This is a genomic window from Bacillus sp. NPDC094064, from assembly GCF_050279585.1.
Lineage (GTDB): Bacteria > Bacillota > Bacilli > Bacillales > Bacillaceae_G > Bacillus_A.
In genome coordinates this window covers 1-16249 of record NZ_JBNNUI010000006.1, presented here as the reverse complement: position 1 = coordinate 16249, position 16249 = coordinate 1, and the positions used below count along the sequence as shown (strand labels likewise).

Sequence of the window (16249 nt, the reverse complement as noted above, 5' to 3'; positions counted from 1 at the left end):
ATTAGGTAACTTAAATATAAGAACAGTAATTGCACAAAAAACGATAAATAACCGCCATTGTTTATTTCGCCACACCTTCATGTAATTTTTCTGTATAATCCTTTACATCCTTCCAGCTATCTTTTGCTGTATGTAAATCTTCTTTTATAAACGTAAATTCTTCAGGACTGATTCCTTTTACGTTTTGTAGTAAATTATTATATTTTGCCCCTACTGTATACCATTGATTTGATATGTTTTGCAGTGCTGTAATTGCTGCGTCAATTGTTTCTGTCATGTTTGTTGTTTTATTTTTCACATCATTCAAAATTGCGACCTCTGCTTGTGCTCCTGAAATTCTATCTTTTAAATTGGCGATTTCTCTTTCTACATTTGCGATATCGTTTTTCGCAATCGCAATCATCGGTCCGCCAGCAAGACATGTTATTAGCGCTGCGCAAAGTACACCACCGGCAATAACCATATCATTGCTCTTTTTGATCGAATCGTTATATGTATTGATTTGTTGCTCTAAAGCTGGAATGCCCGCATTCGTACTCGCTAAAATCGCCGTTAATTGATTTGTATCCTCTTTAAAACTATTTGTGTCTTTCGCCATTCTATCGCGAAAAGCTTTTAAATCCCCTAATAATACCTCTACCTCATTTTGATTCTTTACAATATCCGCATACAACTTTTCTAAATCAGCTTTTAATTTACCGCTATCCTTTTGATCAATCGCTACTAGCATGTCATTATAATACGTTTGAAAAGTATTATTGTAATCAATAATATTTTGATCCGTTTTCATAATTTGAGGTTTCATACTATTTAACCAATATGCTGCGTTAATTTTTGCATCTCTTTGGTGCTGCACCATATTCCCTTTAAACTCACCATTAATCGAACTTATTTTGCTCAAATCAGTCTCCTGTTGATTTTGAATTAATTTTGCATATGAATCCATCGCGAATATGCTCGATGTCGTTTGCGCCATTACATCTTGGAATCCTGCTGGTCCGAGAGAATAATTTTTCGCAGTTTCTTGTAATGTATTTACGTTTTGTTCCGCCGCGAAAGGATATAAAGGAAACGCATTACTCGTTGCCACCCCAGCAATCATTAACGTTAAAAGACATTTTTTATAAAATCTTTTCTGCATACTTTCCACCTTTTTTCTTTATAAGGATATAAAAAGCTCCTGCTCACAACTGAACAGGAGCTTTAACTCGTTTATCAATACTTAACGCTCTAACGATTCATATTCGATTATGCTTTTTTTGTATCTACTACTTTAATATCTTCAGCATAAATTTTTTCTGCATAGTCTTTAATGTTTTTCCAGCTATCTTTCGCGATGTTTAAATCTTCTTTAATAAAAACAAGGTCATTCGGATTAATTGAATCTACATTTTGAAGTAAAGAATTGTATTTTGATCCCATTGTGTACCATTGATTTGAAATGTTTTGCAATGCTGTAATTGCAGTGTCAATTGTATTTGTTAAATATTCCGTTTGAGTTTTAATGTTCGTTAGCCCTGCCACTTCTAATTGGGCAGTTGTAACTTGTCCAGTTATTTTTTGAATTTCAGCTTGTGCATTATCCAGTTCTTTTTTAGCTAGTACAATTCCAGCTGTACCACCACCTATAGCTCCTGCTCCACCTGCAATTAATGCGATTCCTAGCGGAGTTCCTGCGCCAGTAGCAATTACAACAGCACCACCGATAATTGCAATTGGGCCTAAAGCTGTCGCAACAGATGAACCGATGATAATTGCATTATATTTACTAATCGCTTCATTATACGTTGTGATTTGATTTTGCAATAGCGGAATTCCAGCATCTTGACTAGCTAATATAGATGTAATTTGATTTGCATCTCCCTTGAAATTTTGAGTATCCGACGTCATTTTATTTCGGAATTTCTTCAAGTCTTCTACTAATTGATCTACTTGCGCTTTATTTTCATTAATACTATTTGATAATCTAGTTAAACCTTTCGTAAGAGTTGCTTTATCCTTTGCATCTACCGCAGCAACTAACGTATCATAATAGTTTTGGAATTTTGTATTGTAATTAATAATATTTTGATTCGTTGAAATAAGCTGTGGTTTTAATACATCTAACCATTGTTTCGCATTTCCTCTAGCTGTATCTTGGTGCTGGATCACTTTTCCTTTTAAAGCCGCATCAACAGACGATACATTACCAAAGTTAACATTACCTTGTTTAATAATTGTTAAAGCGTATAGATCCATTACTAAAGCGTTTGAACCTGTTCTTTCCATTGCGTCTTTCAGGCCTTCAGGTCCTAATGAATATTCTTCATAGTCATTATAAGCTTTTGCTACCGCATGAACTGGAGCTTGCTTTACTGCAGTTTCTGCTGCATACGTATGGGCTGGCATAATATTCCCTGCTGCAAATACTGCCATAAGTGCTGATAGAGCCATTACTTTATAAGGCTTTTTTGTCATTTTTCTTCTCTCCCTATATCGCTAATTATTTTTCTGCTTAATGTACTTCAACATTTGTAACGTAATCTTCAAATTGATTTGTTTGCTTATTCATCTCATCACTTACTTTTTTAATTTGATTAAAATGTTTTTGAAGTAAACTACTGTCTGTATACGTGCCTGCTTCAATATTTGTTTGAATTTGGATCATATTATTATTTAAAACTTTCCAATCCGTTAATAACGTTTCTAAAGTTGTAATTTGGCGATCAATTAGTTCTGTAAAGCTACTTACTTGATCTTCAATAAATGTAATTTGAGTCGCCTCCGCTTCAGTTTGTGATAACTTTTGAATTAGTGGCAATAACTCTTTTTGCTTTTGTTGAATACGAAGAGCAGATTCCCTCGTTTGACTATCTGCAGCATTTACAATTTCATTACTTAAAGTACCGATAGAAACAAAATCGATTGTTTTCGTTTGGGCAGTTTGATTTGTAATTGTAAATACTTGTTTACCGATATTAATAGAACCTTTAATAATTTCTTGTGGTCTATTCAAAATATTAGTAAGTTCAGCTTGAATTTCCCCTTGAATTCTTTTAATATCTTCTCTTAATTTCACAATATCTCCACTTGATCCTTGCAGTGTTTTTATTGCTTCATCAGCTTTAGTTGATAAATTGCTACTATCTTTTTCTAATACCGTTTTAAATCGATGTAACTCTAATAAATCTTGCTCCATGCTCCCTTGAATGCTTTGTACTTGCAATTGTAATTTTCCATATGCGCTTGTAAAATCTGCTTTTGCCTGTTCATCTTCATTTACGTTTCCTGCTAGTTCATAGAGCTTACTATAATAGCTATTAAATCTAGTGCTATATCTCATCATCTCTTGATTTAAGTCGATTAGCTTCGGATTATATTCATCAATCCACTCTCGTACGTTCGCCTTTGCAAACTTTTGATGATTCGTCAAACTACTCATAGCGTTTACCTTAATGTCTGGCTGTTGTAAAATAACTAATCCGTATGCTTGTGTAAGCGGTGACTGTGATCCTAACATTCTAATTGAATTAGATAATGTATTTGGAGCAATTACATTTTGCGCATATACTGTTTTCACTTCTGTTTGCCCCTCCTTAGCGTAAGCGCTTACAGGAACGAAGCAACTCGTAGATACTGCTGTAACCAATAACCCTGTAATTAAAGTCTTCTTCACTTTAACTCCTCCTATGTATTAGCAACTATTACTATCGCATTTTATTATTCTATTTTTTTGCACATGATTTGAGATGGTAAAAATAGAGAACATTATCACCGTGATTCATGTACGAATCACCTATCTCAAATTTTATTGCTACAGTACTAACTTATTGTTATAAAACATTTCATAACTTTTCATATGTGCTTAGTGTGAATAATATTGTATAAAATTTCTATATTACCGCAAGTCCAGCATTCGCACAGTGAATATATCACCTGAAAATATTATTCATTTTAAACTAATTAACGTACGAAAGTATGAAATTTTGTTTTGTTTTCATGTAAGTTTTGTACTGTAAGGTCATTTAAACACAGCTATTTATATACCGTAAAGAAGTATTTTCATTCCCTTTATTTTCAAGCTCTCATGTCCTTATTCCAAAATAAAATTCGATTCATTTTCTCAATTGAAATATCCATATATCACAACAGAAAACTCTACTTGCTTACAATAAATAAAATTATGTTAATATAATTTTTAAGTGTGTATGCAATTATGCATAGCATATACACAAAAAGGATAGCTTCACTTTCGTGAAGCTATCCTTAAAAAACACCCTTACTTTTTCAAATGATATGGAACTGTCGTAATAACAACATTTCGCTTATAGAGTAAATACGCACGTATGAGTAAACTAGACTGGTTATGAAGAATGTTATGCCAACCTTTTTTCGGAATGAACTGTGGTATAACGACCGTAACTCGGTAATTTGATTCACTCGCTTTATATTGCACTGTATCAATAAACTTGGTTAACGGCTGAATAATACTTCTATAATGAGAATGCAATGTAACAAGCCTTACTTCAGGTTGCCACTTCTTCCATTTCTCTTCAAATTTCTTTTCCTCTTCTCTGTCAAAAGCAACATATACAGCGATAACTTGATCTGCAGAAAGAGCCTTCGCATAGTTCAAAGAATTTTCTACTACATGAGTCATGCCTGCTACAGGAACGACAATTACATTTCCCTCAATCGGAACAATTCGCTCACAAGTTTTTAAACTTAATTGATCGCCCACTGCATCGTAATGCTTCTTAATTCGATGGAATAAGAAGATGATAACAGGTAAGAAAATAAGAATCGACCAAACTTGTGCGAATTTAGTTAAAAAGAACATGCTCATTACGATAAAACTAATGACTGCCCCAATTAAATTAACCGTTAATCTCAAAGCCCATCCTTCAGGCTTTTCACGAAGCCACTTTAATACCATTCCAGTTTGAGAAAGTGTAAATGGAATAAATACACCGACTGCATATAACGGAATTAAATGTTCTGTTTGTCCTTGGAAAGCTACAATTAAAATAATCGAAGCGATTCCAAGTATAATAATACCGTTTGAGTAACCTAAGCGGTCTCCTCTAATCGTAAACATTCTCGGTATGAATTTATCTTTTGCAAGGTTAACCGCTAATAAAGGAAATGCAGAGTACCCTGTATTAGCAGCAAGAATTAATATTAAAGCTGTTGTACCTTGTATGAAATAGTACATGAAATTACGTCCAAATGTTTGTTCAGCAATTTGTGAAACAACTGTTACTTCTTTACTTGGGGAAATTCCATAATAATAAGCTAAGAAAACAATTCCTGAAAATAAAACTGCAAGTAATGCCCCCATTGCAAGCAATGTTTTCGCTGCATTGTTAGGTGCAGGATCTTTAAAGTTTGGAATTGCGTTTGAAATTGCTTCAACCCCTGTTAAAGCTGAACTACCTGATGCAAATGCTCTTAACAGTAAAAACAAACTAATTCCCGCAACCGGTGTTCCAATCGGTGAATGTAGCGTAGGTGAAACGTGACCAGTTAAAATATTGTATACCCCTACACCAATTAATATAAATAATGCTAAAACAAATAAATAAACAGGATATGCCAAAATGGAAGCTGATTCAGTTACCCCTCTTAAATTTAAAATGGTAATTAGTATTACAAATATAATTGCAATAATTACATTATGTGCATGTAGGCTAGGAAAGGCAGATGTGAGCGCATCTGTACCTGCAGATACACTTACTGCGACCGTTAAAATATAATCGACTAATAAAGACCCTCCTGCTATTAAGCCTGGATTCATCCCTAAATTCTCTTTTGATACAACATACGCGCCTCCGCCATGAGGATAAGCAAAAATAATTTGTCGATAAGATAAAATAAGAGCTGTTAGTAATACTAATACCCCTATAGCAATCGGGATGGAGTACCAATAAGCTACTGCGCCAAGACCCGCTAGCGCGATTAATATTTGCTCTGGGCCGTATGCAACCGATGACAATGCGTCAGAAGACAAAATTGCTAGCGCCTTCGTTTTATTAAGCTTTTGTTCTCCAAGCTCTGTTGATTTTAACGGCCTTCCAATTAAAAACTTTTTGATAGATGAAACCACTGCTGTCCACTCTCCAATAATTTTGTACGAAATTTTCTGCTAGTTACAGATCATAAACTATTTCTTCAGAAAACAAAAAATGTCTACAAGCCATAACGAAATAGACTTGTAGACATTATTTTTTTTGTCGCACAAGCTCCACCTTCCTTCTCAATATAACGCTTACGAGGTTAGCTGTCGGATTCGGGCCTATGAGTAGCCCTACCTTTTTCAAGGATTCACCCCATTGGATTATGTATTAATCCATAAAAACGGGTCCCCCGTACCATGCGGTTTCAGCGATTTAGAAAATTGAAACTGTGGATTATAATACTCCTTTATTTTCAAAAAGTAAACAAAAATTTTCAAAAAGAAAATAATTAAAATGATTGTGTATAATCCACCGATAAATATACATAATGAATACTAAAAAATCCGCAAAGGAGACCCATATGTCTAAAGAAAAGAAGCCTATTTTTTCCGATTCATATTTAGATGCAGTAGCAAATGAAATTAATCAGTTATACGGTAAACGTGAACAGGAAATAAATTTGACAGATAGAACGAAAAGAAACAAATAATTTGCCATACAAAAACAAAAAAGATAGCAATACACTTATATATTGCTATCTTTTTTATTTTTTCATACATCTAATTCTATTACAGCCTTACTAAAGCTTATCTCTTCATACACCTTTAAATTTTGATATACAGCGCCTAATAATGGTGCTTTTATAGAAAATTGCTCTGCTAAATCCAGTAAATATCCTTGCAAGTGTTTCCCTTCAATGAATGAACCTTTTTCCATATCTCGCTGCATCGATGACTTCATATCATACGAAATTTTATCGATCGTTTTCATATGTTCTTGGGCAATATTTTCCTTTACTGGAGCTCCTAACGCCCTCATGATTTGTACAGATTCTTCAAATAAGTTTCGGATAAAATCACGACCACCCTCGCTTTCACGAATCGGTCCTATCGGCGCACGCATTAATGTTGTCACACCTGACATTACAGTAATAAATAAATATTTCTGCCACATATCTTGCGTAATATTTTCACTTAAAACAAAACTAGATTTCGTACCTGCAAAAGCTTTAGAAATACGCTCTATCCTCGCTGAATCTTGAGGCTTAATTTCTCCAAATACAAGTCTGTTAGCAGTACTAGTCTGTACAATTTCACCTTGATCATTTAACGTCGTCTCGATAAAGCATAGACCCCCAATTACTTTTTCATCGCCGAATTCCTTTTGTAACAATGATAAATGAGCAATACCATTTAGCAATGGAATTATTACGGTATTTTCACCTACAAACGGCTTTACATCTATAATCGCATCGTTTAAATGATACGCCTTTGTTGAGAATAAAATCACATCAAATGGAGCAGTCCGATCTTCTTTCGTTATTAATTTTGGTTGAAAGGAAAAATCCCCGTTAACACTACGAATTACAAGTCCCTTTTCCTGTAATTGCTGCTTTCGTCTACTACGAACGAGAAATGTTACATTCTCTCCCTTTTCTACTAATCGGCCACCAAAAAAGCCTCCGACGCCTCCAGCTCCTAATACTAAAATACGCATACTAATCCCCCTTTTCAAAATATTAACTTTAGTATACATAACATTATACATGTCCCCTACTGAATAAGCTGAATTTTCATTCTTAACCCGATATAAAACAGTGGTTATTTTCAACTGAATTTGGGCATGTTGTTTCTATAGCATATATGGAAAGGAAACATTGTAGATGGAGGCAATACAAACAATTGAGGAAAAAGATGTAACAACAGCTGTATTTCAATTTATATTTCCGTTTTCATTTAAAACTGGATATGAACAAAATATGTTCCCTTTCTTACAAAAAAATGATTTTCGTCCCTTTCGGCTCGATCATCTTGAAAATCAAAATACATACTACGGGAAGTTTAAAGTTTCACATCAAAATATGGAAGCATATTATCTTTCATTTACAAATAAAATTCTCTTTCCTCACTCAGAGCATCAAAAAGGATTACAACGTTACTCTAAAGATCTTAACTTAAGCGGACTATTAACAACAAATTTGATTTCTATTCCATTCACAGTACACTCAATCGATATAACATTATGCCCTTATGAACTTGGATTTTTAACAATACGAACCGAAGTGAACACTTCTCCAAATATGACGTTATCAGAGTCCATCGAATTCGCTTCTCGCTTCCGTGTTCTCGAAACAAAAAATGAAAGCGAAGAGAGGATTTGTATAGAATGTGACGGGAAAAAATATTCCCAAGTTGAAAGGTTCATTTTTGGTTATTTATTTTATGGCGTAACAGATTTCTTTGAGAAGAAGAGATTAAGAAGTTCATACTTTCAAACCTTCCCTTTCTTTGAAGACCAAAGAATGTACGTACAAACTTTATTGTCGCTAAAAAAAGATATGGAACTTCATGTAGTTGATGTGTATCGTACTTCTAGTTTATCTGGCTTAACAAGTGATGGTAATCCATATGTGAGCGCAAATAACCTTCCCTATATTCATGATTATTTAAAGCAACATGCCTACCAGAGATGGGCACCTAATCGTTATTTCATAATGGAGGAACATATTTTCACATGTATTACGAACGAAGATGACGATGAAATAGCGAAACTTGCTAGTCAAATGTACGGGGAGTTTTATTACGCTTTATTATTAAATCTATTTCATAAAATTGTTTTATTAAAAATGGCAAACGCTTATGCTGAGCTAAATATTGAACAAGATACAAATGAAATAGAGAAATTAATTTATTCGATTAACTCGTTTACAGCGAATTACTTTTCTTTAGAATTAGTATCTCAATCACAAAGTGAAGATATATTTTTCCGCTTAAGAAAGCTTTTTAACATTGAAATTTTATATGCAAACGCGAAACAAAATCTTGATAGTTTGTTTAAATATCAAGAAAATGTTGCGTCAAAAAAAGATAGCCTTTTATTATTAATTTTAACGCTTTACTCTGTAGTAGGCCAAATGTTAGGGTTTACTATGATCGATCTTCTAAAAAATACTGATTCCAACAAAGTGTCCTCACCTCTTGAATTTTTCGCTCTTTTAATAGCGATTAGCGGTATAGTCATTTCACTTATTTTAGGTGCGCAAGGTTTATATCAATGGGGTATACAGCATAGAAGAAGAAAAGCATGGGTAAAACAAACTGTACTGTCTGCTGTGAAAGAGAAAGATTATAAGAAGTAAAGAAGATTATTTTCAAATTACAAACACGTAGTGTAATTCAGTAAATGAAATTTTTACCAGCGATTTTTCAGATATATCGACTTACCAACACAAGGCAGAACCGGACGATATAAAAAGGGTACTCCAAAATGAAGTTTGGAGTACCCTTTTTTATTACACAAATTTCACTTACTTCCCTGCTTCGATCTTCTCTAATGCAGCAGCTACTTGTTCTTCAGTTAATTCATGCTGTATTACGTAGCGGTTACGTGGGCTTACACGACACTCATGAGAACATGCACGTAAATATTTCGCTTCGTTTTCTTCAGAACATAAAATTTTCTTGTTACATTCTGGATTTGCACAGTTTACATAGCGCTCACAAGGTTCACCTGTAAAGTGGTCTTTACCAACGATAACATGCTCTTTTTGGTTTACTGGTACAGAGATACGCTCGTCAAATACGTAACATTGACCATCCCAAAGTTCACCTTGTACTTCAGGGTCTTTTCCGTACGTTACAATTCCGCCATGAAGCTGACTTACATCTTCATGACCTTCACGAACTAACCAACCAGAGAACTTCTCACAACGAATTCCGCCTGTACAGTACGTTAAAATCTTTTTACCTTCAAGCACCTCTTTATTTTCGCGAATCCAATCTGGTAATTCACGGAATGATTCGATATCAGGTTTAATCGCACCTTTGAAGTGACCTAAATCAAATTCATAATCATTTCGTGCATCAATGATAACTGTATTTTCTTGTTTCATTGCTTCATAAAAATCTTTCGGCTCTAAATACTTCCCAGTTATTTCGTGTGGGTTAATGTCATCTTCTAGACGAAGTGTAACTAACTCTGGACGAGGACGTACGTGCATTTTTTTGAATGCATGCCCTTCTTCTTCATCGATTTTAAACACGATGCCATCAAAACGTGGATCATTGTTCATTGCTTCCATGTATTTCTCTGTTTGCTCTACAGTACCAGAACAAGTTCCGTTAATACCTTCTTTAGCTACAAGGATTCTTCCTTTTAACTCAAGTGAATTACAAAATTCTAAATGTTCTGCAGCGAATTCTTCTGGGTTTTCAATTGTTGTGTACATGTAATATAGTAATACTCTATATGGTTTTGTAGTTGCCAATGTATTTCTACCACCTATCTAAATTTTAAAATCATGTATAAGTTAACGTTCATATCAAAACATATATAATAAGAAAATGAATCCCATTTTCTTCTCTTTATACTATTTTTTATAAGTTAACAAAAATAAAAAACAAGATTACACATCAAAACACTACGGTTATGTTGCAATCCCAATATATTATATATCATACAATTTCATTTCCATCAATTAATATGCTGTAATATAGGCTGTATGTTCACATAAATTTCAAAAACAACCCTCTAATTTATTATCTTCTCCTTTATTCAGCGACCATAAACTCCCAAAATATTTTTGCATCATTACACCATTCTTTGCGCACAGTCATATAATTTGCATTAAGGAAACTTTTATGCTCAAATAAAAATGGCACATAATATATCCAAATGTATTGAAATAACGCGTAAAAATCAATACAATAATCTCAATTAAGTTAAGATTTCAAAGGGGAATACTACTATGAATAAAGATATAACAAAAGAGGAACAAGTCCCTTCTCAAAGCACAACCGTTCAATCCGCCCATTTAGCATTAAGCGGACAAACGAAAGGTTTGAAAAGACTATTACCATTTTTAGGTCCCGCTTTTATTGCTTCAGTTGCTTATATTGATCCTGGGAACTTCGCAACGAATATTGCTGCTGGATCACAATATGGTTATTTATTACTTTGGGTAATACTCGTGTCTAATTTAATGGCTGTATTAATTCAAACTTTATCCGCTAAATTAGGAATCGCTACAGGACGAAACCTTCCTGAAATCGCTCGAGAAAACTTCCCAAAACCGGTATCCATCGGTTTATGGATACAAGGCGAACTCGTTATTATGGCGACCGATTTAGCTGAATTTATTGGCGCCGCACTCGGATTATATTTATTATTCGGAATTCCAATGTTACCCGCCGCTTTAATTACAGCAGTTGGGTCGTTTATTATTCTCGAATTTCAACGCAGAGGCTTCCGTCCATTAGAAGCTATCATAACAGGGATGATTTTTATCGTTGTTATCGCTTTTGGTGTACAAGTCTTTTACGCAAAACCGGAATTAAGTCCTCTTCTTTCAGGACTTTTCATTCCAAAATTCCAAGGGGTAGACAGTATATTACTTGCAGCAGGAATTTTAGGTGCGACAGTTATGCCACACGCAATCTATTTACATTCGGCCTTAACACAGCGCCGCGTAGTCGGAACAAATGAGGAACAAAAGAAAAAGATTTTCCGTTTCGAATTCATTGATATTATTATTGCAATGGTTATCGCTGGAGCAATTAATGCAAGTATGTTAATTGTTGCTGCTGCACTGTTCTTTAAAAACGGCTTGCACGTCGAAGACCTTGATGTCGCCTTTAACCAATTTAGTAACTTAGTTGGTCCAGTATCCGCTGCTTTATTTGGAATTGGCTTGTTAATAGCGGGATTATCTAGCTCGTCTGTCGGTACAATGTCAGGTGATATTATTATGCAAGGATTCATTCGCATGCATATTCCGTTATATTTACGCCGATTTATAACAATGATTCCGCCTCTCGTTATTATCGCTTTAGGCGTAAATCCAACTTACGCTCTCGTTATGAGTCAAGTTGTATTATCCTTCGGTATTGCTTTTGCATTAGTACCGCTTATTATGTTTACAAGCAACAAAAAAATTATGGGTGCGCTCGTTAATCACCGCATAACAACCTTTATCGCTTGGATCATTGCTGCACTTGTTATCATTTTAAATATTTTCTTACTGTATCAAACATTTGTAGGGTAATGAAAAAAGGTATTCCAAATTGAATTTGGAATACCTTTTTCTTTAACCTAAGTCAAAATCACCATTACACCTTGAGTAATCTTTATTTTCAGATTAAATTATATAATAACAAATGCATTCTAGTTTCATAAGAAATGGAGTGAAAACATGTTTCCTAAATTAAAAACTGAGCGACTGATTTTAAGAGAACTTACTGAAGAAGATGCACCGGGTATACTACAATGCTTTTCTAATACTGATGTACTGCGCTATTATGGCCAAAAACCATTACAGAATGTAGATCAAGTAAAGCAAATTATTAATAATTTCAAGTTGAGTTACAATGCAAGAAACGGTATAAAATGGGGCATCGAATTAAAAGACAAGAAAGGGCTCATTGGAACAATTGGTTTTCACGATTGGTCTTCTGAGCATAAACGAGCAAATATTAGTTATGCCTTTTTGCCTGAACACTGGGGAAATGGATATGCTACTGAGGCAGTTTCTGAAGTTATATCTTACGGCTTCCATACTATTCATTTAAAGCGTATCGGTGCAATTGTCTTCCTTGAAAATGAGGCATCAAATAAAGTGCTATTAAAACTAGGGTTTGAAAAAGAAGGAGTTCTAAAAAATTATATGTATCAAGATGATATTCCATATGATACAAATTTTTATTCTTTATTAAAATCGGTTTAAAAGAACTCATATGTAAAAAAGAAACCTTACTCTCAAAAGTAAGGTTTTTTCAGGCTGTGGAGAAAGTCTTTTCATGTGTCAACACTGATAAAAAAGAGAAAAAAGAGAGATTTTTTATGATGAGTGCTTAAAAAAATCATCGTGATGAGCTTGTATCCGTTTCTATAGAAGAGTTAGTTCCACAAGACCATTTCCTTCGTACTATCGAAGCGACAATTAGTTTTCATTTTATTAAGGAAAAACTACCCGAAACTTCAACTATCAGGTGCTAATGTTCAACAACGTGTACCGAAAATGATCAAACATTTTTATAAACCAACATAACGGACAGGAAATCGGCTTTTCTCTTGTCGAAATTCACTTAGCATACAGTGGTCATATATTTTTAAGAATAACGGAAGAATATATAGAAAATGCTACATAAATGTGCAGTTTAATCAACTTAGGGGGGACAACCTTGTTCAATCATATGGTAAAAGCTATACCGAATTTATTTACGATTGGAAATTTATTGTGCGGTGTTTTTTCAATTACTATGAATATGAATGACTATTTGGAAGTAGCCTCCATTTTCATTTTCTTTTCAGCTGTTTTTGATTTTCTTGATGGAAGGATCGCGAGAAAATTAAAAGTGAACAGTGAGTTTGGTGTAGAATTGGATTCCTTAGCTGATATTGTTAGTTTCGGAGTTGCTCCTGCACTTTTATTTCATTCGATAGCAACACCATCTATTTTAACTTCTTTGGCATTTATCCTTTTCCCAACGATGGGTGCTTTAAGATTAGCTAAATTCAGTGTTAAACCAACCATTGGATATTTTAAGGGATTACCTATTCCAGCTGCTGGATTACCATTGGCTGGCATGGGATTGTTTTCATATAGCAATGCATGGATTACATTAATCCTCGCCCTCTTAATGGTAAGTCCAATTAAGTTTAAAAAATTTTAAGTGCGGGCTGCCCATCACCATCAAGACTTTACGGAATATCGTTTATTTGAGTAAGACTATAGAAATAGTAAAGGAGAGGTTCTGTTGCAAAGTTTGGAAAAAGCATAAACTAGTTGGTAAATAAGGATAAAGGTTTAAGCATTAGCTAGTAATGGTTGAATTTCATTGTACGTTGAAAAGGCGGAGTCTCTTTGAAGACTTTGCCTTTGTTTATATAGGGCATGAATGCTCTCGATACCTTTTATCGTACGTGAAGCATGACGAAGATTTTGGAATCCTACGAATTTGGCAAAACGTCTCCTTACATGCCTATGATCCTGTTCAATAAGATTGTTTAAATGTTTGATTGTACAATGGGTTGTAATTTGATAAACCGAGAGACCCTTTAGAATAGAAATCACTTTTGACACAAAACAATGATTTTATATGGTGTAGTTTGAGCTGGTATACTCATTGTTGTAAGACCATAAATAGCTATTAAATTTCGATTTACAAGATTACCTGTAAAAAATTGACCATTTGTTAATAAAATTTGAGTAGAAGGAGAAATATTTAATTTTAATTTCCCATCACTACTCTCCAACTGCTCATTAAAATAGTCTACTTTTACATTTTGATGCGGTGTATATTTTACAATAACAATTGCTTGAAATTGTGGTGGGAAAATGAGAGGAGCAGGAGCGTTAGCATCGTAAAACCCAGTTACTTTATCTCCTACTACTACCGTTGCATAGTCGATAAAATACGTATTTGGTTTCACTACAAAATTTATTAGATTCCCATAACCATTATATACGGACATTAATTTATTACATCCTATTTCTTCGTTTGATCCTGTTACAAAATCGTTAATCATAGTTATTGTACCATCAACTGATTGAAATTTTTTCATTCAAATACCTCTTTTGTTTATATAATTTAACCTCTATCGTTACTCTATAATTTTTAAATACATGTAAATGAAATAATCCTTCTTGTATCAATCCCCAAAAAAACCCAAAACCTACCGTTCCATCTAAAACCAGCAACAGACCTTGATCCTACAAAAATTAGGAAATACCAAAACTGTTCACCATTACTAAGTCATATATAAGTATTTCGAAATAAACATAATGAAATTGCTCCTGGATCAACAGCAAATGGTGAACCAGTTGATTGTTGAGGAATAAATGATGGGGGAGGAGCTGTTGAAGCTTGTGAACTTTGCTGTCCTGGAAAACTTGGTACACCCGGAAAAACTGGTATTCCAGGTATACCTGGAATCTGAGGACCAAGGAATTAACGATCGAAGCATTGCTCATAATTTATATAAGGAAAATATATTGACTCATTATACATTTAAAAACCACCTCTTTATTTTTAAAACACTATAAATTATTAATATGTAATGTTGTTCGTATAGGAAGCTTATTCGCTTCCTATACGAACAACATTTTAAACAAAGCAAATATCAAACAGGAAAGTATACCTATCCCCTTTATTTTTCGGTATGAGGTAAAGGCTGGGGTAAAGTGGAGCGAGGAGCTAGCCTCTCCTAATGTCATAAAAAAATAAAGAGTGATAGGAATTCATCAAACCTGAAAATTACCTAAAATAAAAAAAGAATTACCCTTGGTCAAAAACAGACTGTAGGGAAAAAGTATACATTCAAAACACTATAAATAAAGAATCTAAAAACTACATGAACAAAAACAAACATCTCATTGATATACAACTGATTCGAAGTCATTCACATTACTCTAAGGACTATCCAAAGTAATAATGACCCATACTAAAAATAGATATAGACGCTTAGATGAAATGGGTGATCAATATGTATATGCCAATGGAACAAGAGATTAGAGGATATTTAGTTACAGGTTCCTGTCTTGTAATTATAGTTTCTTTAATACTTCTCATTTATTGGCTCTTTAAGTACAAAGAAAAAAATATCATCTGGTTTATTGCACACTTCTTAACACTTGCTTTAAGTTTATTCCTTTTGATAAATCTACTAATCGGACCTAACTTTTCTAATTATCCTATGACATCAGAGGATAATTCACTTCAATTGGTCTTATCAGGAATCACTTGGATAGTAAGTATTATTCTCCTCTTAAAAGGAATTTTGAAGTTTATTAAACGAAACGTTCGTAAGTGAACTACCCACCACTTAGTATCTCTTACGAGCTTACCCCAAAGTGGGGGCTTCTCGGTTTATCGCTACTTTTGATAGCTAACGAATTTGTCTTAGGACAGCCGAGCTAACTCCCTTGTTCCAAAGGTTATTTCTTACGATTTATATCAATGCTAATAACCGCATGGCTTCCTTTTTGATATTGATAGCTGAGTTATAGTCACGACTGATTGTGAGTCCACACGAACACGCATACGTGCGTTCACATAATGGCATTTCTTTTTTGTTTCCACAACGACTACACATCT

Annotated in this window: 13 protein-coding genes, 2 pseudogenes and 1 riboswitch; of the genes and pseudogenes, 5 read left to right on the top strand and 10 right to left on the bottom strand. The window is 34.0% G+C overall.

Annotated features, from left to right (window positions below; all coding sequences use genetic code 11):
- Positions 1 to 61 precede the first annotated feature (61 nt).
- The 4 genes from ACQKNI_RS14755 to ACQKNI_RS14740 form a co-directional block, all read right to left on the bottom strand.
- Positions 62 to 1141: an HBL/NHE enterotoxin family protein gene (locus ACQKNI_RS14755; RefSeq protein ID WP_427282479.1), complete on the bottom strand. Its 1080-nt coding sequence runs from the start codon at positions 1139 to 1141 to the stop codon at positions 62 to 64.
- A gap of 107 nt (positions 1142 to 1248) precedes the next feature.
- Positions 1249 to 2457: a non-hemolytic enterotoxin NHE subunit B gene (gene nheB / locus ACQKNI_RS14750; protein ID WP_088231267.1), complete on the bottom strand. Its 1209-nt coding sequence runs from the start codon at positions 2455 to 2457 to the stop codon at positions 1249 to 1251.
- A 37-nt stretch (positions 2458 to 2494) separates the two neighbouring features.
- A complete protein-coding gene (nheA, locus tag ACQKNI_RS14745) occupies positions 2495 to 3655 on the bottom strand; it encodes a non-hemolytic enterotoxin NHE subunit A (RefSeq protein ID WP_088231266.1) in 1161 nt (386 codons plus the stop codon).
- A gap of 603 nt (positions 3656 to 4258) precedes the next feature.
- Positions 4259 to 6085: an APC family permease gene (locus tag ACQKNI_RS14740; RefSeq protein WP_088231264.1), complete on the bottom strand. Its 1827-nt coding sequence runs from the start codon at positions 6083 to 6085 to the stop codon at positions 4259 to 4261.
- 144 nt (positions 6086 to 6229) lie between these two features.
- Positions 6230 to 6376, bottom strand: a riboswitch (cyclic di-AMP (ydaO/yuaA leader).
- 140 nt (positions 6377 to 6516) lie between these two features.
- On the opposite strand from ACQKNI_RS14740, the gene ACQKNI_RS14735 reads away from it, so the two are divergent.
- Positions 6517 to 6645: a hypothetical protein gene (locus ACQKNI_RS14735; protein ID WP_000031873.1), complete on the top strand. Its 129-nt coding sequence runs from the start codon at positions 6517 to 6519 to the stop codon at positions 6643 to 6645.
- 62 nt (positions 6646 to 6707) lie between these two features.
- Here the strand turns inward: ACQKNI_RS14735 and panE are convergent, their stop codons facing one another.
- Positions 6708 to 7652 carry a 2-dehydropantoate 2-reductase gene (gene panE / locus ACQKNI_RS14730; protein WP_088231263.1) on the bottom strand — a complete coding sequence of 315 codons (945 nt, stop codon included), beginning with the start codon at positions 7650 to 7652 and terminating at the stop codon, positions 6708 to 6710.
- A gap of 166 nt (positions 7653 to 7818) precedes the next feature.
- Here panE and ACQKNI_RS14725 point away from each other — a divergent pair, with 166 nt between their 5' ends.
- The gene (locus ACQKNI_RS14725; protein ID WP_088231262.1) at positions 7819 to 9294 is read left to right on the top strand and encodes a hypothetical protein; all 1476 of its coding nucleotides are present in this window, start codon (positions 7819 to 7821) and stop codon (positions 9292 to 9294) included.
- A gap of 168 nt (positions 9295 to 9462) precedes the next feature.
- On the opposite strand, the gene ACQKNI_RS14720 is transcribed toward ACQKNI_RS14725, so the two are convergent.
- The gene (locus tag ACQKNI_RS14720; RefSeq protein ID WP_088231261.1) at positions 9463 to 10422 is read right to left on the bottom strand and encodes a rhodanese-related sulfurtransferase; all 960 of its coding nucleotides are present in this window, start codon (positions 10420 to 10422) and stop codon (positions 9463 to 9465) included.
- Positions 10423 to 10902: 480 nt separating this feature from the next.
- On the opposite strand from ACQKNI_RS14720, the gene ACQKNI_RS14715 reads away from it, so the two are divergent.
- The 3 genes from ACQKNI_RS14715 (at position 10903) to pssA (ending at position 13825) form a co-directional block, all read left to right on the top strand.
- Positions 10903 to 12198 carry an Nramp family divalent metal transporter gene (locus ACQKNI_RS14715; RefSeq protein WP_088231260.1) on the top strand — a complete coding sequence of 432 codons (1296 nt, stop codon included), beginning with the start codon at positions 10903 to 10905 and terminating at the stop codon, positions 12196 to 12198.
- 147 nt (positions 12199 to 12345) lie between these two features.
- Complete coding sequence (locus tag ACQKNI_RS14710) at positions 12346 to 12876, top strand: GNAT family N-acetyltransferase (protein WP_088231259.1); 531 nt, start codon at positions 12346 to 12348, stop codon at positions 12874 to 12876.
- A gap of 457 nt (positions 12877 to 13333) precedes the next feature.
- The gene (gene pssA, locus ACQKNI_RS14705) at positions 13334 to 13825 is read left to right on the top strand and encodes a CDP-diacylglycerol--serine O-phosphatidyltransferase (protein ID WP_088231258.1); all 492 of its coding nucleotides are present in this window, start codon (positions 13334 to 13336) and stop codon (positions 13823 to 13825) included.
- A gap of 134 nt (positions 13826 to 13959) precedes the next feature.
- On the opposite strand, the pseudogene ACQKNI_RS14700 reads toward pssA, so the two are convergent.
- The 4 genes and pseudogenes from ACQKNI_RS14700 to ACQKNI_RS14685 all read right to left on the bottom strand — a co-directional run.
- A pseudogene (locus ACQKNI_RS14700) lies at positions 13960 to 14196 on the bottom strand (DDE-type integrase/transposase/recombinase); the annotation flags it as partial.
- A gap of 26 nt (positions 14197 to 14222) precedes the next feature.
- Entirely contained in the window at positions 14223 to 14717 is a 495-nt protein-coding gene (locus tag ACQKNI_RS14695; RefSeq protein WP_098253220.1) for a hypothetical protein, read from the bottom strand.
- 53 nt (positions 14718 to 14770) lie between these two features.
- Positions 14771 to 15163, bottom strand: a pseudogene (locus ACQKNI_RS14690) (collagen-like protein).
- A 940-nt stretch (positions 15164 to 16103) separates the two neighbouring features.
- The coding region (locus ACQKNI_RS14685) for a zinc ribbon domain-containing protein (RefSeq protein WP_427282501.1) at positions 16104 to 16249 on the bottom strand (146 nt) is incomplete at its 5' end.

What these genes read in the sequence shown, in the direction of transcription:
- ACQKNI_RS14755 (WP_427282479.1), bottom strand. Translation starts at nt 1,141, where the DNA reads ATGCAGAAAAGATTTTATAAAAAATGTCTTTTAACGTTAATGATTGCT.
- nheB (WP_088231267.1), bottom strand. Translation starts at nt 2,457, where the DNA reads ATGACAAAAAAGCCTTATAAAGTAATGGCTCTATCAGCACTTATGGCA.
- ACQKNI_RS14735 (WP_000031873.1), top strand. Translation starts at nt 6,517, where the DNA reads ATGTCTAAAGAAAAGAAGCCTATTTTTTCCGATTCATATTTAGATGCA.
- panE (WP_088231263.1), bottom strand. Translation starts at nt 7,652, where the DNA reads ATGCGTATTTTAGTATTAGGAGCTGGAGGCGTCGGAGGCTTTTTTGGT.
- ACQKNI_RS14725 (WP_088231262.1), top strand. Translation starts at nt 7,819, where the DNA reads ATGGAGGCAATACAAACAATTGAGGAAAAAGATGTAACAACAGCTGTA.
- ACQKNI_RS14715 (WP_088231260.1), top strand. Translation starts at nt 10,903, where the DNA reads ATGAATAAAGATATAACAAAAGAGGAACAAGTCCCTTCTCAAAGCACA.
- ACQKNI_RS14710 (WP_088231259.1), top strand. Translation starts at nt 12,346, where the DNA reads ATGTTTCCTAAATTAAAAACTGAGCGACTGATTTTAAGAGAACTTACT.
- ACQKNI_RS14695 (WP_098253220.1), bottom strand. Translation starts at nt 14,717, where the DNA reads ATGAAAAAATTTCAATCAGTTGATGGTACAATAACTATGATTAACGAT.